At 27.9% G+C, this 23,873-nt stretch carries 18 protein-coding genes, 2 tRNA genes and 1 riboswitch; of the genes, 14 read left to right on the forward strand and 6 right to left on the reverse strand.

The window, feature by feature from the left end; all coding sequences use genetic code 11:
• Positions 1–111 precede the first annotated feature (111 nt).
• The 8 genes from secA (at position 112) to BTM21_RS01075 (ending at position 10,957) form a co-directional block, all read left to right on the forward strand.
• Positions 112–2,631: a preprotein translocase subunit SecA gene (gene secA, locus BTM21_RS01040; protein ID WP_021876580.1), complete on the forward strand. Its 2,520-nt coding sequence runs from the start codon at positions 112–114 to the stop codon at positions 2,629–2,631.
• A gap of 58 nt (positions 2,632–2,689) precedes the next feature.
• Positions 2,690–3,788 (forward strand): peptide chain release factor 2 gene (prfB, locus tag BTM21_RS01045; RefSeq protein ID WP_096145305.1). Its coding sequence is split into 2 segments (ribosomal slippage): positions 2,690–2,767 and positions 2,769–3,788, totalling 1,098 coding nucleotides; the frame shifts between segments, so codons are not numbered across the junction.
• A 396-nt stretch (positions 3,789–4,184) separates the two neighbouring features.
• A complete protein-coding gene (locus BTM21_RS01050) occupies positions 4,185–6,725 on the forward strand; it encodes an NEAT domain-containing protein (RefSeq protein ID WP_096145306.1) in 2,541 nt (846 codons plus the stop codon).
• Between the two features lie 77 nt (positions 6,726–6,802).
• Positions 6,803–7,513, forward strand: a complete 711-nt coding sequence (locus BTM21_RS01055) for an NEAT domain-containing protein (RefSeq protein ID WP_161493118.1) — start codon at positions 6,803–6,805, stop codon at positions 7,511–7,513.
• An 8-nt stretch (positions 7,514–7,521) separates the two neighbouring features.
• Positions 7,522–8,151, forward strand: coding sequence for an NEAT domain-containing protein (locus tag BTM21_RS01060; RefSeq protein ID WP_021876577.1), 630 nt, complete (start codon positions 7,522–7,524; stop codon positions 8,149–8,151).
• Positions 8,152–8,264: 113 nt separating this feature from the next.
• Complete coding sequence (isdE, locus tag BTM21_RS01065) at positions 8,265–9,140, forward strand: heme ABC transporter substrate-binding protein IsdE (protein WP_021876576.1); 876 nt, start codon at positions 8,265–8,267, stop codon at positions 9,138–9,140.
• Positions 9,141–9,187: 47 nt separating this feature from the next.
• The gene (locus BTM21_RS01070) at positions 9,188–10,147 is read left to right on the forward strand and encodes a FecCD family ABC transporter permease (RefSeq protein ID WP_479927514.1); all 960 of its coding nucleotides are present in this window, start codon (positions 9,188–9,190) and stop codon (positions 10,145–10,147) included.
• A gap of 33 nt (positions 10,148–10,180) precedes the next feature.
• The gene (locus BTM21_RS01075; RefSeq protein ID WP_021876574.1) at positions 10,181–10,957 is read left to right on the forward strand and encodes an ABC transporter ATP-binding protein; all 777 of its coding nucleotides are present in this window, start codon (positions 10,181–10,183) and stop codon (positions 10,955–10,957) included.
• A 103-nt stretch (positions 10,958–11,060) separates the two neighbouring features.
• On the opposite strand, the gene BTM21_RS01080 is transcribed toward BTM21_RS01075, so the two are convergent.
• Both BTM21_RS01080 and BTM21_RS01085 read right to left on the reverse strand, forming a co-directional pair.
• Positions 11,061–12,404 carry a M28 family metallopeptidase gene (locus BTM21_RS01080; RefSeq protein WP_021876573.1) on the reverse strand — a complete coding sequence of 448 codons (1,344 nt, stop codon included), beginning with the start codon at positions 12,402–12,404 and terminating at the stop codon, positions 11,061–11,063.
• Positions 12,405–12,489: 85 nt separating this feature from the next.
• Positions 12,490–12,831 (reverse strand): hypothetical protein, encoded by a 342-nt coding sequence (locus tag BTM21_RS01085; RefSeq protein ID WP_021876572.1) that lies wholly within the window; start codon positions 12,829–12,831, stop codon positions 12,490–12,492.
• Positions 12,832–13,025: 194 nt separating this feature from the next.
• Here BTM21_RS01085 and BTM21_RS01090 point away from each other — a divergent pair, with 194 nt between their 5' ends.
• The gene (locus BTM21_RS01090; protein ID WP_021876571.1) at positions 13,026–15,197 is read left to right on the forward strand and encodes a Tex family protein; all 2,172 of its coding nucleotides are present in this window, start codon (positions 13,026–13,028) and stop codon (positions 15,195–15,197) included.
• A gap of 49 nt (positions 15,198–15,246) precedes the next feature.
• Positions 15,247–15,364, forward strand: a riboswitch (FMN riboswitch).
• A 173-nt stretch (positions 15,365–15,537) separates the two neighbouring features.
• Positions 15,538–16,134: an ECF transporter S component gene (locus BTM21_RS01095; RefSeq protein WP_079481626.1), complete on the forward strand. Its 597-nt coding sequence runs from the start codon at positions 15,538–15,540 to the stop codon at positions 16,132–16,134.
• A 59-nt stretch (positions 16,135–16,193) separates the two neighbouring features.
• On the opposite strand, the gene rimI is transcribed toward BTM21_RS01095, so the two are convergent.
• The 3 genes from rimI to tsaE are packed head-to-tail and all read right to left on the reverse strand — an operon-like array spanning position 16,194 to position 17,801.
• Positions 16,194–16,643, reverse strand: a complete 450-nt coding sequence (rimI, locus tag BTM21_RS01100) for a ribosomal protein S18-alanine N-acetyltransferase (protein WP_079481625.1) — start codon at positions 16,641–16,643, stop codon at positions 16,194–16,196.
• Complete coding sequence (tsaB, locus tag BTM21_RS01105; RefSeq protein ID WP_079481624.1) at positions 16,627–17,343, reverse strand: tRNA (adenosine(37)-N6)-threonylcarbamoyltransferase complex dimerization subunit type 1 TsaB; 717 nt, start codon at positions 17,341–17,343, stop codon at positions 16,627–16,629. The genes rimI and tsaB overlap by 17 nt, the downstream gene beginning before the upstream one ends.
• Entirely contained in the window at positions 17,340–17,801 is a 462-nt protein-coding gene (gene tsaE / locus BTM21_RS01110) for a tRNA (adenosine(37)-N6)-threonylcarbamoyltransferase complex ATPase subunit type 1 TsaE (protein WP_021876567.1), read from the reverse strand. The genes tsaB and tsaE overlap by 4 nt, the downstream gene beginning before the upstream one ends.
• Positions 17,802–17,987: 186 nt before the next feature.
• Between tsaE and BTM21_RS01115 the strand changes: the two genes are divergently transcribed.
• Complete coding sequence (locus BTM21_RS01115; RefSeq protein ID WP_021876566.1) at positions 17,988–18,914, forward strand: metal ABC transporter substrate-binding protein; 927 nt, start codon at positions 17,988–17,990, stop codon at positions 18,912–18,914.
• Positions 18,915–18,970: 56 nt separating this feature from the next.
• A tRNA-Trp gene (locus BTM21_RS01120) sits at positions 18,971–19,045 on the forward strand.
• A gap of 103 nt (positions 19,046–19,148) precedes the next feature.
• On the opposite strand, the gene BTM21_RS01125 is transcribed toward BTM21_RS01120, so the two are convergent.
• The gene (locus tag BTM21_RS01125; RefSeq protein WP_079481623.1) at positions 19,149–20,216 is read right to left on the reverse strand and encodes an NAD(P)H-dependent flavin oxidoreductase; all 1,068 of its coding nucleotides are present in this window, start codon (positions 20,214–20,216) and stop codon (positions 19,149–19,151) included.
• A 210-nt stretch (positions 20,217–20,426) separates the two neighbouring features.
• On the opposite strand from BTM21_RS01125, the gene BTM21_RS01130 reads away from it, so the two are divergent.
• Both BTM21_RS01130 and BTM21_RS01135 read left to right on the forward strand, forming a co-directional pair.
• A tRNA-Trp gene (locus BTM21_RS01130) sits at positions 20,427–20,501 on the forward strand.
• A gap of 171 nt (positions 20,502–20,672) precedes the next feature.
• Positions 20,673–23,852 carry a ligand-binding sensor domain-containing protein gene (locus tag BTM21_RS01135; RefSeq protein WP_341429543.1) on the forward strand — a complete coding sequence of 1,060 codons (3,180 nt, stop codon included), beginning with the start codon at positions 20,673–20,675 and terminating at the stop codon, positions 23,850–23,852.
• Positions 23,853–23,873: the final 21 nt, after the last annotated feature.

Genomic DNA, 23,873 nt, shown 5'->3' on the forward strand with positions numbered 1-23,873 from the left:
TGTTAACAATCATATAAAAACTTATTTCTTGAATTGTTTATAAATAAAATGGTATAATTTATAAATAATATAAAATGATATAAAATACAAACAGTTGAAAGGATAAGAAATATGGGATTCTTAGAAAAATTATTTGGGTCATATAGTGATAGAGAAGTTAAAAGATTAGAGAAAACAGCAAATCAAATAGAAGCACTAGATGCTGATATGCAAAAGCTATCAGATGAAGAATTAAAATCAAAGACAGACGAGTTTAAAAAAAGAATACAAGATGGAGAATCATTAGAGAGTATTCTACCTGAAGCATTTGCTGTTTGTAGAGAAGCTTCATGGAGAGTTCTTGGTATGAAGCATTACAAAGTTCAATTAATTGGTGGTATGGTATTACACCAAGGAAGAATAGCTGAAATGAGAACTGGTGAAGGTAAAACACTTGTGGCTACATTACCACTTTACTTAAATGCATTAACAGGCAAAGGAGTACACCTTATAACAGTTAATGATTATCTTGCTAAAAGAGACCAAGAATGGATGGGTCAATTATATAGCTTTTTAGGATTAACATCAGGATGCATAGTACATGGCTTAACAGCAGAACAAAGAAGAGAAGCATATGGATCAGATATAACATATGGAACAAATAATGAATTTGGATTTGATTATCTAAGAGATAATATGGTTATATATAAAGAAGAAAGAGTTCAAAGAGGCTTAAACTTTGCAGTAGTAGACGAAGTGGATTCAATTCTTATTGATGAAGCTAGAACTCCACTTATAATTTCAGGAGCAGGAGAAAAATCAACAAAATTCTATAATGTTGCAGATAACTTTGTTAAGCAATTATTAGCTGAAAGAGATTATACTATCGATGAGAAAGCTAATGCTGTAATGTTAACAGAAGAAGGTGTAGAAAAAGCAGAAAGAGCTTTTGGAATAGAAAACTATGCTGATGCAGCAAACTTAGAATTACAACACTATATTACTCAAGCTTTAAAAGCTAACTATTCAATGAAAAGAGATAAAGACTACATGGTAAAAGACGATCAAGTAGTAATAGTTGATGAATTTACAGGTAGACTTATGGAAGGTAGAAGATACTCAGATGGACTTCACCAAGCCATTGAAGCAAAAGAAGGAGTTAAGATTGAAAGAGAATCAAAAACTCTTGCAACAATTACATTCCAAAACTATTTTAGAATGTATGATAAATTATCAGGAATGACAGGTACAGCTTTAACAGAAGAAAATGAATTTAGAGAAATATATGCACTAGATGTTATAGTAGTACCAACACACAGACCAATAGCAAGAATAGATAATCCAGATTTAATATATAAAAATACAAATGGAAAATATAATGCTATAATAGAAGACATAATTAAATCATATGAAAAGAAACAACCAGTTTTAGTTGGTACAGTAAGTATAGAAAAGTCAGAAATTATATCAGCATTATTAAAGAGAAGAGGCATAAAGCATCAAGTCCTTAATGCTAAATATCATGAACAAGAAGCAGAAATAATTTCTCATGCTGGAGAACTAGGAATGGTTACTATAGCAACTAATATGGCTGGTAGAGGTACCGACATTAAACTTGGAGAAGGAGTTCTTGAAGTTGGTGGATTAAAAATTATAGGTACAGAAAGACATGAATCAAGAAGAATAGATAACCAATTAAGAGGTAGAGCTGGTCGTCAAGGTGATAAAGGTGAATCAACATTCTATATTTCATTAGAAGATGACTTAATGAGAATATTTGGATCAGAAAGAATTCAAGGATTAATGGAGAAATTAGGACTTGAAGACGATGAAGCTATAGATCATAAGATGGTAAGTAAAGCACTAGAAAATGCTCAAAAGAAAGTTGAAGGTAATAACTTTGATATAAGAAAGAATCTTATAGGATACGATGATGTTATGAACATGCAAAGAGAAGTTATCTATAAGCAAAGAGCAGAAGTGTTAGAAGGAAAAAATCTTAAAGATCAAATACAAAATATGATAAGTGAAATAGTTACATCAGCAGTTAATTCACATTTAACAGGTGAGGAAGATGATTATGAAACAGAGATAAATAAACTTCTTAAGTATTTAGAAGATATATGTTTACCTCATGGTGTAATTGCACTTTCAGACGTAGTAGACTTATCAAATGAAGAAATAATAAATAAAATAAATGCTATTTTAAGAGAAATATATACAGGAAAAGAATTAGAATTTGGTGAAGAACATTTTAGAGAAATAGAAAGAGTTGTACTTTTAAGAGTAGTTGACCAAAAATGGATGGCTCACATAGATAATATGGATCATTTAAAACAAGGAATTGGATTAAGAGCTTATAAGCAAGTTGATCCAATACAAGCATACCAAATGGAAGGTAGTGCAATGTTTGAAGAAATGATAGAAGGAATAAAACTAGATACAGTTAGATTCTTATTCCATATTCAAGTAGAGAGACCAGTTGAAAGAGAAAGAGTTGCACAAGAAACTTCAGCTAGTCATGCTAGTACAGGAGATAGCGCAGAAGTTAAAAAAGAACCAGTAAGAAACGAGGATAAAGTAGGTAGAAATGAGGTTTGTCCTTGTGGAAGCGGTAAGAAATATAAAAACTGCTGTGGTAGAGAAGCATAAAAAATAAAAGTGCCTTAGGGCACTTTTTTAATTAAGATATAGTATAGGATGTGATTAAATGTTAATTAAGCTAGAAAATGAGTTAGCAAAGCTTAGTAATATAAAAAACAATATAGAAGAAATGGGGGCTTCTCTTTGACAAAGAAGCTTTAGAAAAAAGAGTTCAAGAACTTGAAATGCAAATGCAAGAAAAAGGTTTTTGGGATAATGTAAAAAGGGCAGAAGAAGTAACAAAAGAGACTAAACAAATAAAAGGTAAAATAGAACGTTATGAATTACTTAAAAGTAGGATAGAAGATGTTGAAGTCCTATCAGAATTAATGGAAGAAGATGATCTAGAGTCAGCAGAGGAAATAATAGCTGAAATAAAGTCAATAGAAAAGACTCTAGATGAATATAAGGTAGAAATACTTTTATCAGGAGAATATGATAGAAATGATGCAATACTGACACTACATGCTGGAGTTGGTGGATCTGATGCTAATGATTGGACGGATATGCTTCTTAGAATGTACACTAGATGGTGCGAAAAGAAAGGTTTCAAAGTCGAAGTAATTGATTTGCTTCAAGGAGATGAAGCAGGAATAAAAAGTGTTACTTTAAAAGTAAAAGGTGAATTTGCGTATGGATATTTAAAAGCTGAAAAAGGCGTTCATAGATTGGTTAGAATATCACCTTTTAATGCTAATGGGAAAAGACAAACATCCTTTGCATCTCTAGAAGTTTTACCAGAGCTTACAGAGGATCAAGATATAGATATAAAATCAGAGGACTTAAAAATAGATACTTATAGGGCTAGTGGTGCAGGTGGACAGCATGTTAATAAGACAGAATCAGCTATTAGAATAACACATATTCCAACAGGTATTGTGGTTCAATGTCAAAATGAAAGAAGTCAATTTTCTAATAAAGATACGGCTATGGCAATGTTAAAATCAAAACTTATTGAACTAAAAGAAAGAGCACATAAAGAGAAAATAGAAGATTTAACAGGAGAACTTAAAGATATGGGATGGGGAAGCCAAATAAGATCTTATGTATTCCATCCATATAATATGGTAAAAGACCATAGAACTAATGAGGAAACTTCCAATTTAAATGCCGTAATGAATGGAGAAATAGATAATTTTATTAAAGCTTATTTAAATAACTTTTAATATTTTAAAGAAAAAGAGAATGGATTAATCAAATCCATTCTCTTTTTCATAAATTTTTTATTAAAATCATATTAAATATTATAAACTTTACATATTCTTTTGAGAAACAATAAATGAAAACGATTATTACGATAAATATTATCAATTAATATGAGAAAAAAATAATTATTTGATAAAAATTTCTATAATATAGCAAATGATATTGAAAATCTTTATCATCAGAAGTATAATACGGATTATACGGAAGAATAAGGATATTACACGAGAATTAGAATGTAATCTTCGAAGGAAATTTAATAAAAGGAGGATAATCTTAAAAACTGACATAATAAAATTAAAATAAAAGGGGGGAAAGTCGTACTATATAGATTTATATAGTATAGGACTGCTTTAACAATGAAAAAGAATTTATCAAAAACTTTAGCTATGCTAGTATTTATAACAAATGCAGGAGTAATGGTAACTCCAACATTTGCAGACACTCTAAATCCAGAATCAAAGGTAGTAAGTTCAGAGGGAAAAGTGGAATTAAATATGCCAGTAAAAGCATTAAAAGCCACTGCAAAGGTAATTGAAGATAAAGATAAGAGTGAAAATCAATGGTGTCATGATTTATTAATAGAATTTGATTCAAGTGATGAAGATAAGGAAAGAGATTTCTATGATAAGATTACTTCAGTTAAGGTAAACGGAGTAGAATATACAAGGAGTTATTCAAGTGAAGATAAGACTTATACAGCTAGTAAGCTTTACGGTGGTTTAGATATTAGAAGCTTAAATTTTAAAGATGATATAAATGCTATAGAAATTAAGTCTACAGGTTATTATGATACACTTATAGAAGTTAAAAAAGATGGAAGTGAATTAACTTCTAAATTAATAAACAATGAAAATGTGGATAGTGAAAATCAAGAAGATATAAAAAATAATGATAATAAATCATTAAATTCCAATGTATTAGAGACAAGTGTAAAGAAAGAAAAAACTGACAATGAGAATTTAGAAAAAGATAATACTATAGAAAATAATCTTAATAATCTTGAAGATGGAGTTTATACATTAAACTTTGAAGCTTTTAAAGAAGAGAATCCAAGTGAAAGTTCAATGCTAGGTGGATTTTTTGATAAGAATGTAAAACTTGAAGTTAAAGAAGGAAAGAAGACCTTAACATTTTTAAATATAATTATGCCAAGTATGCTTTATGATTTTAGGTTAGACTGTAATGGGGAGTTTAAAGAAAGTAAAGCAGAAGATCTTGGAAATATTAATGCAAATGGAGAACATAAGTATAAGAGTTTTACAGTAGAAGCTGGTGATTTAATGGTATCAAATACTGTAGCAGTTCTTGTTAGCGCTATGGGTGGACAAAAAAATGATATAGGTACTATGGGAAAATACAGAAAAGCTATACTTAACTTTGATAGTAATTATATAGAAGGCTGGAATGGATTTGAACAAATAAATAATGAAGTTGAAGAAGGTCAAAGATTAAATAAGGTACTTATTGAAAAAGGTTTTGATATAGATAAAAATGGTGAAGTTACAGCAGAGGAAGTAGCTAAATACTCTCAAGATACTTTAAGTTTATCAGGGAAAGAACTAACAGACATATCATTATTGAAAAATCTTAATTCAAATATAGAAGAATTAAATTTAGCAGCCAATAATATTAAAGAATTACCAGAAGGAATATTTGATAATTTAGTTAATTTAAAGACATTATCTTTAAATTCAAACTTAATTGAAAGTTTACCAGAAGGAATATTTGATAAATTAACTAAATTAGAAGAGTTACAAATAAGTAATTTAAAAATAAAAAGTTTAGATGCTAATTTATTTAAAAATCTTAAGAGTCTTAAAAGCTTAGAGCTAGTAGAAAATAAAGAATTAGAAGAATTACCAGAGGGTATATTTAACGGATTAGATTCACTTGAAGGAATTTATATGTATGATGGTTCCTTAAATAAATTACCTTCATCAATATTTACACTAACTAATTTAAATGGCTTACATTTATGGAATAATAAATTAGAAGTATTACCAGATGGATTTAATAAACTTACTAATTTAAGAGAGTTAACTTTAAATAAGAATGTTATAAGAGAACTACCTAAGTCAATATATCAACTTAAAAATTTAACTTCTTTAAGTTTAGAAAATAATGAATTAACATCAGTACCAAATAATATAAGAGAATTATTCCCTAAATTATATGGATTAGATCTTACTTTAAATAAACTTGAAAATACAAAGGATATAGATGGAGATGTAAAAGTTACACCACAAAAAAATTCAATGAATTTAAAGCTAAAAGCAGAAAATCAAAAAATTTCTCTAGAGTATGATTTATCCGCATTAGATATAATGGCTTGGGCATATTATGGTGATGAAAATATTAAAACAGTAGAAGATTATAATAAGTGGATTGACGGAAAAAACATTGTAGACTTTTTAGATGAAAAAGGTAATGATTGGAGTATAGTTACTGAGATTCAAAAGAAAGATGCAAATGGAAAGTATAAAACTATTGAGACAATATCTATATCAGACAAAGCAGATGAACCTATAGATTATATTGATAAAACTATGAAAAATGGTGATGAATATAGAATTATAAAAAAATTAATTAAAACAGGTGGAATGGATTTTGTAGTATTTAAAGATGTACAAGAAACAATTGCCAAAGTTGATAACATAGAAGTTAAGAGTGATAATGAAAATCAATCTAATGATGGGATTTACGAAATTAAAAATAGCATAGAAGATACAAGTGAAACTGGTAAGTCAATGGTAAGAAGAGTATTGAAAGATACAAGCAATATGGAAATTAAAGATGGAAAGAATTATTTAACTTTAGAATTAAACCCTCAAGGAATGTTAGATAATTATAGAATTCTTGTAGATGGGTCACAAGTTAATTATGAAAAGAAGATTTAGATAATGGATTATTAAAGATAAAGTTTGAAGTACCAAGTTTAGATTCCAAAGTATCTATGAAGTTGTATGTAATTCCAATGGCAAGAGATGTACAATTTACAGTAGCACATGATAAAGATAGTGCAAAATTAATTAGTGGTAATAATGAAAATAAAGATAATAAACCAGTAATAGATAATAGTAATGATATAAAGCCAAATACAACTAAGCCTATAGAAAATAAAACTTCTAATAATGGATTAAATATTGCAAAGGTTGATAGCAAAGCAACTGAAAAACTTGAAGATGAAGTTATAAAAGGTAAATTATATAGTGTACAAAATACAGTTTCTCATGATAGACAAATTGGAAGAGAAATGGCTAGAAAATATTTAGAAAAGACTTCAAAGATAGAAGAAATAGATGGAAATATGTATGCAACAATTACATTTAATAACTCACAATTTATGAAGGAATTTAAAATAGGAGTAAATGGACAAGATGTTAACTATGAAATAGTTGGAAGAAATGGGGACCTATTAAGCTTACGATTTGCGATTCCTAATATAGATGCTAATGTTAAAGTAAGAATGTTTGTAATACCTATGAATTCCAATGTAGAATTTGGAGTTAATTTCTTAAAGGATACTTTAAATCTTGAAAAAGAATATGAAGTTAAAAAGTCAGAATTAAAACAAGGCGGTAAGTTACCATATACAGGTGGAATGGCATCAGGTGGATTAGTTACTGCATTAGGTTCAATGTTATTAGCAGCAGGATCATTTATGAGTAGAAGAAAAAGAAAGTAGGTAATTAAATGAGACATTTTAGAATTATATTTTCAATATTTTTAATAGGAATACTTGTTAGTGTTTTTAGTACTACTAATACTAAAGCAGTTGAAAATAATGCGATTGAGAGCGGTATATATGAACTAGAAAATGATGTTTATCATAGTTCAGAAATAGGAAGATCTATGGCAAGGACATATTTAAATAATATTATGACCTTAGAAGCTAGAGGTGGAGAATTATTTTGCACAATTGGCTTTTCATCAAGTGATTATATGGAAAATTATAAAATGATAGTTGATGAACAAGAAGTTGCAAATGAGATAGTAGATAAAAATGAAGAAAATAAAACAGTTAAAATAAAGTTTAAAATTAATTCTTTAGATTCTAAAATAAACGCTAATATGTATGTAATACCTATGGGGAGAGATGTTAGCTTTGATATAATTCCTAAAAAGGATACATTAAAATTAATTGAGAAAATAGAAGAACCTAAAGTTGAAAGTAGTGATTCTAAAGAGAAAGACGTTGAAGAAAAGGACAAAGAAGAAAGTATGGGAAAAACATCAACAATAACAGTTGGAGCAATAATTATAGGGTTAGCAGCTATGGTTATAATTGGTTCAAAAGTTAAAAATAAATATAAGCAAGTGTAATTTTTATAAGTCAGTAGTTATATAGTTGTATATAATTACTGACTTATAAGCAAGTTAATTTAAAAATAATTTATATAAGTCAATATATATGGCTTTATAGGGGGAATATGACGATGAAAAGACTATTATCAGCAATAATAGTTGGTTTAGTTATGACATCTTTTACTGGATGTTATGGTCCAAAAGAGGGAAATGAAGAGTCAAAAAGCAAGCAAGAGGGTGACGTTGTAGTAGCAACATCAGTAGCTGTTACAGAAATACTTGATAAATTAGGTGTAAGTTTAGCAGGAGTACCGACTACAGCTTATACGCTTCCAGAGAGTACAAAAGATGCCGTAAAGGTTGGAAATCCTATGAATCCAGATTTAGAAAAAATAAAATCATTAAATCCAACGGTAGTAGTATCAGTAGATACATTAGGTGATGATTTTAAAAATACATTTATAGAAAATAATATACCAAGTGAATTCGTAACTCTAACGAGTTTAAAGGGATTAAAGGAAGCAATAAAAACACTAGGAGATAAATTTAATAAAGAAACAGAAGCAGATAATTTATTAAATGACATTAGTGCTAAAGAAGGAGAAATCGTTAAAAAAAATGATGGAAAAGAAAAAGAAAATATATTAATTATTTTTGGAGCACCTGGAAGCATAATGATTGGGACTAGCAAATGCTATGTAGGAAATTTAGTTGATGTTGTTGGTGGTAAAAATATAGTTGAAAATAACTCTACTTCCTTTGTGCAGTTAAATATAGAAGAAGTTTTAAAAAGCAATCCAGATAAAGTTTTAGTAATGACTCATGGAAATCCAGAAGAATCTAAAGCGATGGTAGCAAAAGAATTAAAAAATAATCCTATGTGGCAAAAACTTTCAGCAGTTAAAGAAGATAAAGTTTACTATTTAGATAGTAAAAAGTTTGGGATGAGTGCAAATCTTAAGGTTACAGAAGCTTTAGATGAATTAGCGAGTATTTTAAACAACTAGATAATTTAGGAGCAATATATGAAAAATAATAATATTAGAAAAAATATATATACATTGGAATTTCTATAATAGCTTTAATCCTTTTATCACTAACTTCGATGAAGATAGGTAGTATAGATATAACTCTAAGAGAATTATTAATAGGTATCTTTACTAATAATGGGAGCGAAACTTGGGAAATTATAAGAGACTTAAGAATGCCTAGAGTAATATCTGCAATTTTAGTGGGGGCTAGTTTGGCAGTATCAGGGGTTTTATTACAAGCGGTTATAAGAAATCCACTAGCAGAGCCATCAATTACTGGTATTTCTTCAGGAGCAAGCCTTTTTTCAATTTTAATTATGGTATTTTTACCATCATTAAATCCATATAGATACTTATTTGGATTTTTAGGTGGGATTTTAGCATGCATAATTGTTTATTCTTTAGCATTTAAAAATACATTATCTCCAATAAGGATTGTTCTCTCAGGGATAGCTGTAAATGCTATGCTTGGGGGATTTATATCTATAATGACTATATTTAATGGGAATAATGCATCAAGTGTTCAAATGTGGCTTACAGGTAGTTTAGTAGCTGTAACATGGAAAGATGTAATTCCGCTTCTTATATATACAACGATAGGGTTAGTTTGTGCTTTAATTTTATGCAAAACTTGTAATGTAATAGTATTAGGTGATAAAACTTCAAAAGGACTTGGATTTAATGCAGATAAGACAAGGATAATTATATCTTTAGTAGCTGTTTTTTTAGCTGGTATTTCAACATCTATAGCAGGAATTATATCATTTGTAGGACTAGTAGTACCACATATTTGCAGAATTATTATAGGTTCTGATCACAAATATTTAATACCATTTAGCTGTACGTTAGGTGCTATATTACTCTTAATTGCAGATACATTAGGAAGAATAGTAGCAAAACCATATGAAATTCCTGTTGGTATAGTTATGGCAATTTTAGGAGCACCATTTTTCTTATATCTTTTAAGAAAAAGTAATGTTTAAGATTAAAGTAACTATTAAAATTGAGGTGATAATATGTTAGCAGGAGAAAAGTTAAGTTTTTCTTATGATGATAAAGAATTTATAAATAATTTAGATATAAAAGTAGAGAAAGGGAAAATAACTACTATAATAGGACCTAACGGAAGTGGAAAATCAACTTTATTAAGTATGCTTTGTTCGGTTAATAAAATAAAGAAGGGTTCTATTTATATAGATGGTAAAAATATAGTTAACTATAAAAGTAAATCATTGGCACGAATTATTGCTACGGTATATCAACAGAATAATGTACCAGAAGATATAATAGTAGAGGATTTAGTTGGTTATGGAAGAATACCACATAAAGGATACTTTGAGAAAAATAATGAGGATGATAATAAAATTATAGAGTGGGCTATAAAAAGTACTAATGTAGAGCATTTAAAAAACAAGCCTATTTCACATTTATCAGGGGGAGAGAGGCAAAGAGTATTTATAGCTCTAGCTTTGGCTCAAAAGCCTAAGATATTATTTCTAGATGAACCTAATACTTATTTAGATATTTTTAATCAAATAGAACTTTTAGAATTAGTAAAGAAGTTAAATGAAGAAAATAATATAACAGTGGTTATGGTTCTTCATGATATAAATCAAGCTGTAAAATATAGTGATAACTTAGTAATTATGAAAAATGGAAAAATAATAAAAGTAGGTAAGTCAGATGATGTAATAAATGCAGAAATAATAGAATCAGTTTATAACGTAAAAGGGATTGTAGCAGAAGTAGAATCAAAGGAAAAATATTTTATTCCATTAAGTGTAGTACATTAAAATATATAAGATTACTAGCCGATAAAAAAGGGAATTCGTATTTCGAATTCCCTTTTTGTGCATAATAGTATCATTATGAAAAACTTCTCTAAGAATGTGATACCTATGCAGTTTTCTTTTTTCTTATTCCATAAGCTATTAATAAAATTAACAATACTGATGAGAATATAATTGAAACTTTATCATAGAAGAATTTAGTTAAAAATCCATAGGAAGAATCTAATATTTTTGTTTCAACTACTTGGTAAGCTGTATCAATAGCATCTGTACTAATAAATTCTACAGTATCTTTAGGAGTATGAATTTTTGATGTATCACTATGACATAAACTTACAGAATCAATTCCAGCATTATTAAAGCTTGCATGATCACTTGCATCTTCGTAAGCAACTTCAGTTTGTACACCTTTCTTTTTAGCTATCTTTTCAATAGATTTTAATAATTTAGAATCCTTATCTTTAAAAGATAGACCTTGCATAAGGGTTATAGGATAACCTTCACTACCAATCATATCGAAATTTATAACTTCAGCTCCATTTAATTTATCTAAATTCTTTTCAGCAAATTCTTTAGAGCCTAAAAGACCAAACTCTTCTGCATTTAATGCAACGAAAATTATATCTCTTTTTGGTTTTCCATAAGTAGATAAACTTCTTTGAAGTTCAAGTAAGAAAGAAGTTCCAGAAGCATTATCTAGAGCTCCAGAATAAATATTTTCTAACCCATCTTTACCTAAATGATCGTAATGGGCTGTTAACACAAGTGGTGGAAGTTTACCAGAAGATCCTTCTATAACACCAACTATATTAGAAATTGTTTTTTCCTCATTTTTAAATGGAACATGTACTGAAACTTCAAGACCTTTTCTTACAGAATCTAATATTTTATTATAGGTATCAGTAGTTATACATATCACCATATCATAAGGAAACTCACTGCAAAAAGAGCTTCTAAAAGAAAAACCATCTTTAGTATTTACATAAAATAGGCATTTTCCATTAGGAGTAATAACATCTATAGATTTTTTGTAGATATTTACATTATCAGCTTTTGAAAAACTTATAGTATTATTTTTAAAGTTAAGCATATCATCTTTAAAATCAACACCATATTTTAGTTCTTCTAAAGTAATGCCATTAGCTGATATTTGCATATATGGCATAGTATTAGTTTTAACTGGACAAATAGTATTAAAGCTTTCTTTATAATCATCATTTAAAGGAACTAGTTTATTATCTTGGAAATCTTTCCTTATTATTTCAGCAACTAAATTATTTTCGTCACTTCCAGGTAAACGCCCACTATAAGTTTGAGAAGAAAAACTTGCTATGTTTTTCTTAACGTTATCTGAGTTAAATGATGAGTATGTAATATTAAAGAAAATAGAAAAGCCAAAAGCTATAGTAATAATAAATAATAGTAAATAGTATGAAACTTTTTTCTTCATAAAAATACCTCAAATAATAGTTTTAATTAATACTATTACTTGAGGTATAAAATTATGAGAAATAATTTCAAATGGTCAAATTTAGTTAAGCTTTTTTATATACTAAATCAACAAAACCGTAAACTACAGAAAATAATATACAAGTATATAAAAATAAATTTAATTGTTTGGATATAATAGCAAATACACCACCAACAATTGAAGTAAATAATATTACACCATTAATAAATCTAGAAAGACCAGATTTATTAGTTAATAATTCTTTCATTGCAGAAATTAGAATTAAAATCATTGTAAGAAAAGCTATAACATTTCTTAGAGTAGCGGAAAATTCTACTACATAATATTCATTTAAAACTAAAAACACAACAAAAAAGATTAATAATATATTTATAGTTTTATTTAAAATTGAAGCTAATTTATTCATACCATCACCTATTTGTAAAATATTTACAATAATATTATATCTATTTATTTACATAATATCAATAGGGTAGAATAAATTTATAACTTAGTAACTTTAATTTATCATTAAGGTTATGTATAGTTGTATTAATTATAAATAATATTATAATTATAGTAGTGTTATGCAAATTTTGGTTAAGAGTTTAGGAGGAAACAATGGTTAAGATAGAAGATAGATTAGCAGAAGAACTAGGGATAAAGTTATCTCAAGTAAATAATGTAATTGGACTTTTAGATGAAGGTAATACAGTACCTTTTATATCAAGATATAGGAAAGAACAAACTGGTGGATTAACAGATGAATTACTAAGAAAATTTCAAGAGAGATTAACTTATCTTAGAAATTTAGAAGAAAGAAAATCAGATGTTTCAAGACTTATAGAAGAACAAGGTAAACTAACAGAAGAGATAACTAATTCATTAAAAAAGGCAATGACTTTAACAGAGGTTGAGGATATATATAGACCTTATAAGCAAAAGAAGAGAACAAGAGCTACAATTGCTTTAGAAAAGGGATTAAAACCTCTTTCAGAATTAATAATAAATGGAGAATTCAAAGGAAATCTTTTAGAGGAAGCATCTAAATTTGTAAATGAAGAAAAAGGTGTTAAAACTAATGAGGAAGCTTTATCTGGAGCTTTAGATATAGTTGCAGAGATGATTTCAGATGAAGCTAAATATAGAAAATGGATTAGAGAGCTTGTACTAAGAGAAGGAAAAATTGAATCAAAAGGTGGAAGTGATGATACGACTCAATATGAAATGTATTATGAATATAGTGAAGATGTTAATAAGATACCACCACATAGAATTCTTGCTATAAATAGAGGAGAAAAAGAAAAAATACTTTCAGTTAAAATTATAGTTAATGAAGAAAAAATATTAAACTACTTAGAAAGAGAAGTATTAAAAGGAAATAAGGTAACTGATGATTATTTAAAACTTGCAGTTAAAGACTCTTTAAAGAGATTAATATACCCATCAATTGAAAGAGAAGTAAGAGCAGAACTTACTAATATTGGAGAAGAGGGAGCAATAAAAATATTTAAAGAGAATTTAAAGGCATTACTTATGCAACCTCCTATAAAAGGAAAAGTTGTTATGGGGTATGATCCAGGATTTAGAACTGGTTGTAAAGTTGCTGTTTTAGATAGTACAGGTAAATTCTTAGAAAAGGCAACAGTATTTCCAACAGTACCAAAAAGGGATATAGAAGGTACTAAAAGAATACTTAAAGATCTTGTGAAAAAATATAATGTAGATGTTATTTCTTTAGGTAATGGAACTGCATCAAGGGAATCAGAAGAAGTTATATCAGAAATGCTTTCTGAAATTAAAAATGAAATGGGAAAAGAGTTAGCATATGTTATAGTTTCAGAAGCAGGAGCATCTGTTTATTCAGCATCCGAATTAGCAACAAAGGAATATCCTGATTTAGATGTTACTATAAGAGGAGCTATTTCTATAGGAAGAAGATTACAAGATCCTATGGCAGAACTTGTTAAGATAGATCCTAAGGCTATTGGGGTTGGTCAATATCAACATGATGTAACTCAAAAAAGATTAGAAGAATCTTTAGCAGGGGTAGTAGAAGACTCAGTTAATAAGGTTGGAGTAGATTTAAACACAGCAACACCTTCATTACTAAATCATATAGCTGGAATAAATACAACTATAGCAAATAATATAGTGTTATATAGAGATGAAGTTGGTGGATTTAAAACTAGAAAAGAGCTTTTAAAAGTAAAAAGATTAGGACAAAAGGCTTATGAACAATGTGCTGGATTTTTAAGAGTAATGGAAAGTAAGGAAGCACTAGATAATACTTCTGTTCATCCAGAGTCATATGATATAGCTAAAAAGTTAATTGGATTGCTAGGATATACAAAAGATGATTTACAAAATAAAAATCTTAATGATATAGAAAAAAGAGTAAATGAAAAAGGTTTAAGCAATTTAGTTAAAGAATTAGAAGTTGGGGAACCTACTCTTAGAGATATAATTAAAGAATTACAAAAACCAGGAAGAGATCCAAGAGAAGAGATGCCTAAGCCAATATTAAAGACTGGAGTAATAGAATTAAAAGATTTAACGCCAGGAATGGTTCTTATGGGAACTGTTAGAAATGTTTCGGATTTTGGAGCATTTGTAGATATTGGAGTTCATCAAGATGGTCTTGTTCACAAAAGTCAAATGGCAAATAGATTTGTAAAACATCCTTTGGATATAGTTAAAGTAGGGGATGTAATAAAGGTTAGAATAATGGAAGTAGATGAAAAAAGAAATAGGATTTCTTTATCAATGAAAGATATAAAAGAGGAAGAATAAAATACTTGAAAAATTCAGACAATAGTAATATAATGGAAGTACAATAAAATATTATCTTCAGGGCGGGGCGAGATTCCCCACCGGCGGTAAAGCCCGCGAGCTAATAATTAGCATGATTCGGTGAAACTCCGAGGCCGACAGTATAGTCTGGATGAAAGAAGGTAGAAAGTTAGATTAAAGTTAAAGGTATATTAAAATACTTTTAGTTAATCCATTTTATTTAGAAGCTTTTCGCCCTGATGTATTAAAGTGCATCAGGGTTTTTTGCATTTTGAAGTGGTAAGCATAAAATTTCTAACTTAATGCCCCAGAGGATAGACTTTTGGGAGGAGAGAAAACCATGAATAATCAAAACAAAAATTTGAACAAGTTTGTAAAAATCTCATTACTAGGAGCAATTGCCGTTGTACTAATGTACTTAGATTTTCCTGTAATACCGTTATTTCCTTGGTTAAAAATAGACTTAAGTGATGTTCCAGCACTTATGGGAGCATTTGCTTTTGGACCAGTTGCAGGTATTGTTATAGAACTTATAAAAAATTTATTAATTTTAATAGTTAAGGGAACTGGAACAGTGTTTGTAGGGGAAATTGCTAATTTTATAGTAGGAATTTCATTAGTAGTACCAGCATCATGGTTCTATCACAGAAATAAGAGTAAAAAGACAGCTCTTATAGGAATGGCATTAGGATTTATAGGAATAGAAATAATGGGAATAATAGCAAATGTATATTTCTTATTGCCAGCTTATGGAATGCATATGGAATCAGCTCAATTATTAGAATATGTAACAGTAGGACTACTACCTTTTAATGGAATAAAAGCTGTTTTAGTATGTGGAATAACTTATATGTTATACAAAAAAGTATCAATGGCAATATTTAAAGTTGATTCACATTTTGAACCTAATAAAGATAAAAATCTTACAACAGTATAATATAATTAAAATAGTCATAGTAAATTGAAGTTAATCATTTTACTATGACTATTTTTGTTTTAAAATTTATTATATTGCATTAACACAGCATTTTCTTTATTATCTTCGTAATAACCTTTTCTAAGACCTATATTTTTAAATTCAAAATTTGTATATAAATTTTGTGCTGGAATATTAGATTCTCTTACTTCTAAATTAATTGTGTTGCAATTTAAATCTTCACATAACTTAAATAAACATTGCAATAAATTAGTGGCTATATGATTTTTTCTATAGTTAGGGTGAACCCCTATATTAGTTATGTCACCTTCACCAGCTATAATCCATACGCCAACAAATCCAATAATTCTATTAGATGCTATTTCTTTAGCTACTATATATTTAGCAAGTGGATTATTAAGTTCAGATTTAATAGATTCAATGCTCCATGGCACTGAAAAACAAAGATTACTTATTTCATAAACACCATCAATATCATTAGAAGTCATAAGATTATAAGCTATTTTCATTTTTTAAAGCCAACCTTTTTTCAAGTTCTCTTTCAGCTTGAGGTTTTTTAAGATAAAATGGTGAAGAATTTATATCATCTGATTTACCTTCAAGTAACATTTTAAGTCCAAGTTCACCTAAAGATGAAGCTCTAATTATACTTAGGTGATTCGGAGCAAAGAAAGCATTAGGTAAATTGTCTTTTAAAAACTCTTTATGTTTTTCTAAACCATCACCAGTAAAAATAACTTTTTCATTTTTTTCTTTTAATAAAGCAACTAGATCACTTAAATCAAGTGCATCATAATCTGTTATTGCTTTAAGGTTTCCGTCTTCATTTTTATATAAACAAGTGTAAACACTATCTCTTAAAGCATCCATAATTGGACATATAATTCCATCGAAACATATTAAGGAATATGCAAGAGCATCTAAACTAGAAACACTTATATAAGGTTTATTTGATCCAAAACTTAGACCTTTGACTGTAGCCATTCCTATTCTTAAACCTGTAAATGAACCAGGACCTTTTGAAACAACAAAAGCATCTATGTCATCTATATCTAAATTATTATCTTTTAGAAGCATTTCTACCATGTCCATAATTAATATTGAATGTTCTCTTTTATTATTAAGAGTATATTCACCTATAAGACTATCATCTTTTACAATAGCAGCTGTAGCTACTTTAGATGAAGAATCTATACTTAAAACTATCATATTTCTAACTCCTTTACGTAATTATATCTATCTCCATATGGAGTTATAGTGATTTTTCTAAAATTTTCACCTTTGTCTAAATCTTTTTCTATTAATATATGAATATAGTCATTAGGTAAAATATCTTCTATGTAATTTGCCCATTCAATAATTGATACACCATCTGAAAAAATGTAATCATCAAAGCCTATAGCGTATATTTCATCAGGATCACTTACTCTATATACATCAAAATGAAATAATTTTAATCTTCCGGAATCATATTCATTAACTATAGTAAAAGTTGGACTCGTTATATGCTCATCTATTCCAAGACCTTTAGCAATTCCTTTAGTAATATGAGTTTTTCCAGTACCTAAATCACCAGTTAAACATACTATATCACCAGCTTTTAATACTTTGCCAAGAGCATAACCTATAGAAGTTGTACTTTCGACACTATCAACATTAAAATACATAAAATAACTCCCTTCTATAAAAATCTTATATTAATATATTCTATCCAAATTCAAGGGAAAAAGAAAGGTAATTTATTCTCATTGTAACAATATTGTAATATTATTAAAAAAGTGATATAGTATAATACTATTAGGATAATATAAAAATGGTATAGAATAAATTGAATTTTAAAAAGAGGTATTACTATGAAGAAGCTTACTTATTTAATGGTTATAGTAACTCTAGCTTTATTTTTAGGCTTAGGTTTATTTTCGAATCCATTGTTAGTAAATGCAACTAATGAGTTTGATAAAGAAAAAGAAGTGTTCTTAAATATAACAACTGTAACTAAACCACAATATTATATGGTTAAGTCTTTAGTTGGAGATAAACATAATGTAGAATACTTATTTAAATCAGAAGATGAGATAGAAAAATTTAAAGTTGATGAAAATATAATAAATAATATTTCTAATATAGATTTATTTATATATACAGGTTTAAACTATGAACCTTGGATAAATGACCTAATTGAGGATTTGAAAAAGAGTAGCTTAGGAATAATAAACATAAGTAGAGGAGTTAGACCTTTATCTTATGATTTAAATGCAGAAAATAAAGAAAATCCTTATTATTTACTAAGTTACAATGACTATAAAATAGCATTATACAATATTAAACAAGCTTTACAAGAAAGAGATATTAAAAATAAAGATTTTTATGAGAATAATTATGATAAGACTATTAAAGATTTAAATGACTCTTTAAAGGCTTTAAGAGGAGAAGTTAGTAAGTATAAGAATTATACTGTAGTAACAGATACTGATGTTTTCGATTATATATACAAAGATTTAGGAATTAATTTTATAAAGGTTAAGGATCATGAGATTAGAAAAATCTTAGAAGAAAAAAATATAGATGAGACAAAAGTTATATTTGTAAAAGATAAAAATCATGTCAAAAAATCAAATAATGAAGATAAAAAAGAAAGTGAAAGTGAAAAAATCGAAGAGCCATTAAAGTGTGAAACTATTGAATTAGTAAGATTTAATGGAGATATTTCATTTGAAGAGCTAATATTAAAGAATACAAAACTAGTGGTAGATACTATTAAAAAACTACCACTAGAATAAATTAAATAAAACAGTTGATTTTTATATAAATATGATATATAATATGTATTGTTCAAAGGGGTATGGCTCAACGGTAGAGTAGTGGTCTCCAAAACCATTGGTTCTGGGTTCAAATCCTAGTGCCCCTGCCAAGGTTCTAGCAATTAAGTTGCTAGAACCTTTTTTGTTTTAAAGTGTAATAAGTTGAAAGAAGCTATATTAGATTAATCTTAACCTAATATAGCTTCTTTATTACTATGCTAACTGCATTTCAATTGTAAGCTCATCCATAAGCTCTTGAACAGATACTATTTTATCTATTTTTGAAGCATTTTCCCCACAAAAGATTAATCCATTTTCTAGATTGCCTTTTACGGCATTAATTAATGCTTCTGTTATGCAATAGGGTGTTGTATTAGGATTACAAGGAATTAAGCAATTATAACATTTAGATACATTTATATTTCCAAGTTGAGTTTTCTTAACAAAATTATTAACAATAGCTCTTCCAGGCATTCCCACAGGACTTTTTACAATATTAATATCGGAGTCAGAACAATTAATATAGGCTTCTTTAAATTTAATATGTGCATCACATTCATTTGTAGCAACGAAACGTGTAGCCATTTGTACTCCAGATGCTCCAAGCTTTAAATATTTAGCTATATCATAACCATTAAAGACACCACCTGCAACTATAACAGGAATAACTTTATTATATTTACTTTCAAAACCTTTAACGACTTCAATGATATCAGTAATAGTTTTATTGAAGTTAGAAATTTCTTCTTCAAGTTTTTCTTTAGCAAACCCTAAATGACCACCAGCTTTGGGGCCTTCAATAACTACCATATCAGCTGTTACATTATGATGTTTATCCCAAATATTTAAAATAACTTTAGCGGCTTTACAAGAAGATACTATAGGGGCAAGTTTTACTTTATATCCTTTTGTATATTTAGGTAATTTTGTTGGTAATCCAGCTCCAGATATAATTAAATCAACTCCAGCTTCAAGAGCTGCTTCAACATGTTCTTTATATTTATTCATTGCAACCATAAGATTAACTCCAATGATTCCGTTATTAGATTTTTCTTTTGCAAGCTTTATATGTTTTTTTAGTGCCCTTAAATTTGCTTCAAGAGCATTTGTTTCAAAATCGTCTTCATTATAGCCAGTTTGTGCACCAGAAATAATACCAATTCCACCAGCTTTAGCAACAGCGGCAGCTAAATTTGAAAGAGAAACACCGATACCCATTCCACCTTGTACTATAGGTATTTTTGCTATTAAATCTCCAATTATAAGTGGTTTTATATCCATAATAAAACTTCCTTCCATATAAATTAATTTGATTATTAAATAGTTTGATTATAAAACTATTTTAAAGTTATTATAACAAATTTTCAGAAATTAACAAGGTAAATTTATATGTATATATCTTTTGTAGTAAAAAGTTAATATTTTATCATTTTTACTATAATATAAATATTGACATATGTTTAAATGTCATGGTAAAATAATTTTTGTTAAAGGGGTATGGCTCAACGGTAGAGTAGTGGTCTCCAAAACCATTGGTTCTGGGTTCAAATCCTAGTGCCCCTGCCAAAAAAGAGAGTATTTTATATACTCTCTTTTTTTTATTTGTTTTTTTATGTAAAAATAGTGATAAATTTGTTATAATTAATTTTAAGGAAAAAACTTGCTGAGAGGTAACATAATGAAAAATACTATTAAAAGGATTGGTTCAGTATTAATTTTTTTATTATTAGCTTAGGAATATTAACAGAATCAGCATTAGCTGTAAATAATGTAGATAAAAATATAAATTTTAAAAGTATTACAATAGAAGATGGTTTATCACAAACATCAATAGAGTATTTATTCCAAGATAGTAAGGGATATATGTGGATAGGAACAGTTGATGGACTTAATAGGTACAATGGACATGAATTTGAAGTTTTTAAATATAAAGAGGATAGTGAAAATAGTCTTATTGGTAATTATATAGCAGCTATAAATGAAGATACTGATGGTAACATATGGGTAGGGACGTCAAAAGGGTTAAATAAAATTAACCCAACAACTAAAGAAATAAAGTCATATTTTCCAGGAAAAGATGGCTGTAATATATCTCACTATAATATAACAGAAATATTATTAGATTCTAAAGGTGATATTTATGTTGCAACTGTAGATGGTTTAAATAAGTATGATAAAAATAATGATAATTTTATAAGAGTATATAATTCTATTAATACAGAAAAATCATTAAGTAACCAATTTATATATTCAATAACTGAAGATATTAATGGGTGTTATTGGGTTGGAACAGAAAATGGATTAAACAAAATCGAAAAAGATGGAAGGGTTACAAAGTATTATCAAAATGAATCGAAAAATAGTATTAGTGATAATGTAATATTCAAAGTTTATGCAGATAAAAGAGGTTCTTTATGGATAGGAACTTATAGTGGAGGATTAAATAGATTAGATTTAAATACTAATACTATAGAAGTATTTAAGAATATACCAGGGGATTCTAAATCTCTACCAGGAAATTATGTTAGATCAATTTTAAGAGATAGTAGAGATATGTTATGGGTTGCAACAGACAATGGGTTTTGTAAGTTAGATGAAAAGAAAAAAGAATTTACTACTTATGAAGCAAGAATATATGATCCTCAAAGTATATTAAGTAATAATATTTTAAGCTTATGTGAAGATAAATCGGGTACAATTTGGGTTGGAACTTATGATGGAATAAGTTTATTTAATCCAGATAATATATTTAGACATTATAAAAATGATCCATTTAATACTAACTCATTAAGTGAAGATATGATGGCAGGTATTTATCAAGATAATGATGGACTATTATGGGTAGGAACAGTGCATAATGGGATTAATATAATAGATAGAGACAAGAACATTATACAAAGAATTAATAGTAATCTGAAAGATCAAAATAGTATTAGTGATAACAATATAAGAGAAATTGTAGGTATAGATAATGAGATTTGGATTGCTACAGAAAATGGATTAAATAAATACGATAAGAGTACAGGGAAATATACAAGATATAATTCAAATGGTAGTGAAAATAGTTTAATACATGATGATGTAAAGAGTTTATATATTGATAATGAAGGAATACTTTGGATAGGTACTAGAGATGGATTGTGTAGCTTTGACAGAAAAAATAAGTTTACACATTATACGGATATATTAAAAGCTAATGGTGTAGATGATACTATGTTTGCAGATATTTATCAAGATAAAGATGGAATAATGTGGTTTGGACTAGGTTTAGAAGGTGGACTTATAAAATATAATAAGACTACTAAAGAAATGAAAGAATATAGAAATAATGAAAAAAATAAGAAAAGCTTATCTTATAATGCGATAAAATCTATTATTTCAGATAGCAAAGGGAATTTATGGATAGGAACTCAATATGGGTTAAATAAATTTGATAAAAATAAAGAAGAATTTACTAGATATACAGAGTCAGATGGACTTTGTAATAATTTTATATATGGGATTTTAATTGATAGTGAATATAATCCTTGGATAAGTACTAATTATGGGTTATCAAAGTTTGATATAGAAGATAATAAATTTATCAATTTTAATGTTACAGATGGGCTTCAAGGTAATGAATTTAACGGACATTCTTATTATAAAAGCCCAGAAGGAGAAATGTTTTTTGGGGGGATAAATGGATTAACTACTTTTTACCCAGAAGATTTAGTAGAAAAGAAATTTATACCTATGGTTAATATTGAAAGTATCTATAATAATGGGGAAGAAATAAATGTTGAGGATAATATTTATTTGAAATATGATACAAATCAATTTCAAATAAATTTTTTCATGCCAGACTATAGAAATACCAGTAAGATACAGTATGCATATAGATTAGAAGGCTTAGACAATGAATGGGTTTCTTCTGAAAATAGGAATTATGCTAACTATACAAATTTACAACCAGGATCATATAAATTCTTAGTAAAAGGTAGAAACTCTACAGGGGAATGGAGTGAAGTAAGAGCTATAAGAATAAAGGTCAGCAATCCACCTTGGAGAACACCTATAGCATATATAATTTATATAGTTATTTTAGTAACTGTATTATATATTGTGTGGAATAGAGTTAAAATATTAGATAGTTTAGTAGAACAGAGAACAAAGGAATTAGATAGCAAGTTAAAAGAGAATGAAGAACTTTATGCAAAGTTAATAAGAAATGAGAAGTATAAAAATAATTATTTTGTAAACTTATCACATGAGTTACGAACTCCGTTAAATGTAATTTTATCAACTCAACAACTAATAACAAAATTGAATGAGGATGAAAAGCCTATACCTAAGGAAAAAATAAACTATTATATGAATACATTAAAAAGAAATTCCAATAGATTATTAAAATTAATAAATAATATAATAGATACCTCAAAGATTGAATCAGGATCATATAAGCTAGATATTAAAGAAAATGATATTGTATATTTAGTTGAAGAAGCTGCACTTTCAATGAAAGACTTTATAGAGAATAATGGTATAGAACTTATAATAGACCCAGAAGTTGAAGAAAAAGTTATTGAGTGTGATTATACAGAGATAGAAAAATCGGTAGTAAATCTTATTGCTAATGCAGCCAAATTTACTCCTTATGGGGGAAAAATACAAGTTAAATTATTTGACTTAGGAGATATGGTGGAGATTACAGTTAAAGATACAGGCATAGGAATAGATGAAAAATATCATGAAGCCATATTTAACAGATTCGGACAAGCGTATAATGAAGCTTCAGAAGAACATGGTGGTAGTGGGCTTGGATTAACTTTAACAAAACAATTAGTAAATTTACACTATGGAGACATTAGGGTTAATAGTAAGATTGGAGAAGGTAGTGAATTTATAATTACATTACCAGTTAAGCATAATAGAAATTAGAGTATAAAGGAGATTTAATAT

It is taken from the genome of Clostridium chauvoei (assembly GCF_002327185.1).
GTDB classification, from domain to species: Bacteria; Bacillota; Clostridia; order Clostridiales; family Clostridiaceae; genus Clostridium; species Clostridium chauvoei.

Excerpts from the sequence above, each read along its gene's own strand:
- secA (WP_021876580.1), top strand. The coding sequence starts at position 112 with ATGGGATTCTTAGAAAAATTATTTGGGTCATATAGTGATAGAGAAGTT.
- BTM21_RS01050 (WP_096145306.1), top strand. The coding sequence starts at position 4,185 with ATGAAAAAGAATTTATCAAAAACTTTAGCTATGCTAGTATTTATAACA.
- BTM21_RS01055 (WP_161493118.1), top strand. The coding sequence starts at position 6,803 with ATGGCAAGAGATGTACAATTTACAGTAGCACATGATAAAGATAGTGCA.
- BTM21_RS01060 (WP_021876577.1), top strand. The coding sequence starts at position 7,522 with ATGAGACATTTTAGAATTATATTTTCAATATTTTTAATAGGAATACTT.
- isdE (WP_021876576.1), top strand. The coding sequence starts at position 8,265 with ATGAAAAGACTATTATCAGCAATAATAGTTGGTTTAGTTATGACATCT.
- BTM21_RS01075 (WP_021876574.1), top strand. The coding sequence starts at position 10,181 with ATGTTAGCAGGAGAAAAGTTAAGTTTTTCTTATGATGATAAAGAATTT.
- BTM21_RS01080 (WP_021876573.1), bottom strand. The coding sequence starts at position 12,404 with ATGAAGAAAAAAGTTTCATACTATTTACTATTATTTATTATTACTATA.
- BTM21_RS01085 (WP_021876572.1), bottom strand. The coding sequence starts at position 12,831 with ATGAATAAATTAGCTTCAATTTTAAATAAAACTATAAATATATTATTA.
- BTM21_RS01090 (WP_021876571.1), top strand. The coding sequence starts at position 13,026 with ATGGTTAAGATAGAAGATAGATTAGCAGAAGAACTAGGGATAAAGTTA.
- BTM21_RS01095 (WP_079481626.1), top strand. The coding sequence starts at position 15,538 with ATGAATAATCAAAACAAAAATTTGAACAAGTTTGTAAAAATCTCATTA.
- rimI (WP_079481625.1), bottom strand. The coding sequence starts at position 16,643 with ATGAAAATAGCTTATAATCTTATGACTTCTAATGATATTGATGGTGTT.
- tsaB (WP_079481624.1), bottom strand. The coding sequence starts at position 17,343 with ATGATAGTTTTAAGTATAGATTCTTCATCTAAAGTAGCTACAGCTGCT.
- tsaE (WP_021876567.1), bottom strand. The coding sequence starts at position 17,801 with ATGTATTTTAATGTTGATAGTGTCGAAAGTACAACTTCTATAGGTTAT.
- BTM21_RS01115 (WP_021876566.1), top strand. The coding sequence starts at position 17,988 with ATGAAGAAGCTTACTTATTTAATGGTTATAGTAACTCTAGCTTTATTT.
- BTM21_RS01125 (WP_079481623.1), bottom strand. The coding sequence starts at position 20,216 with ATGGATATAAAACCACTTATAATTGGAGATTTAATAGCAAAAATACCT.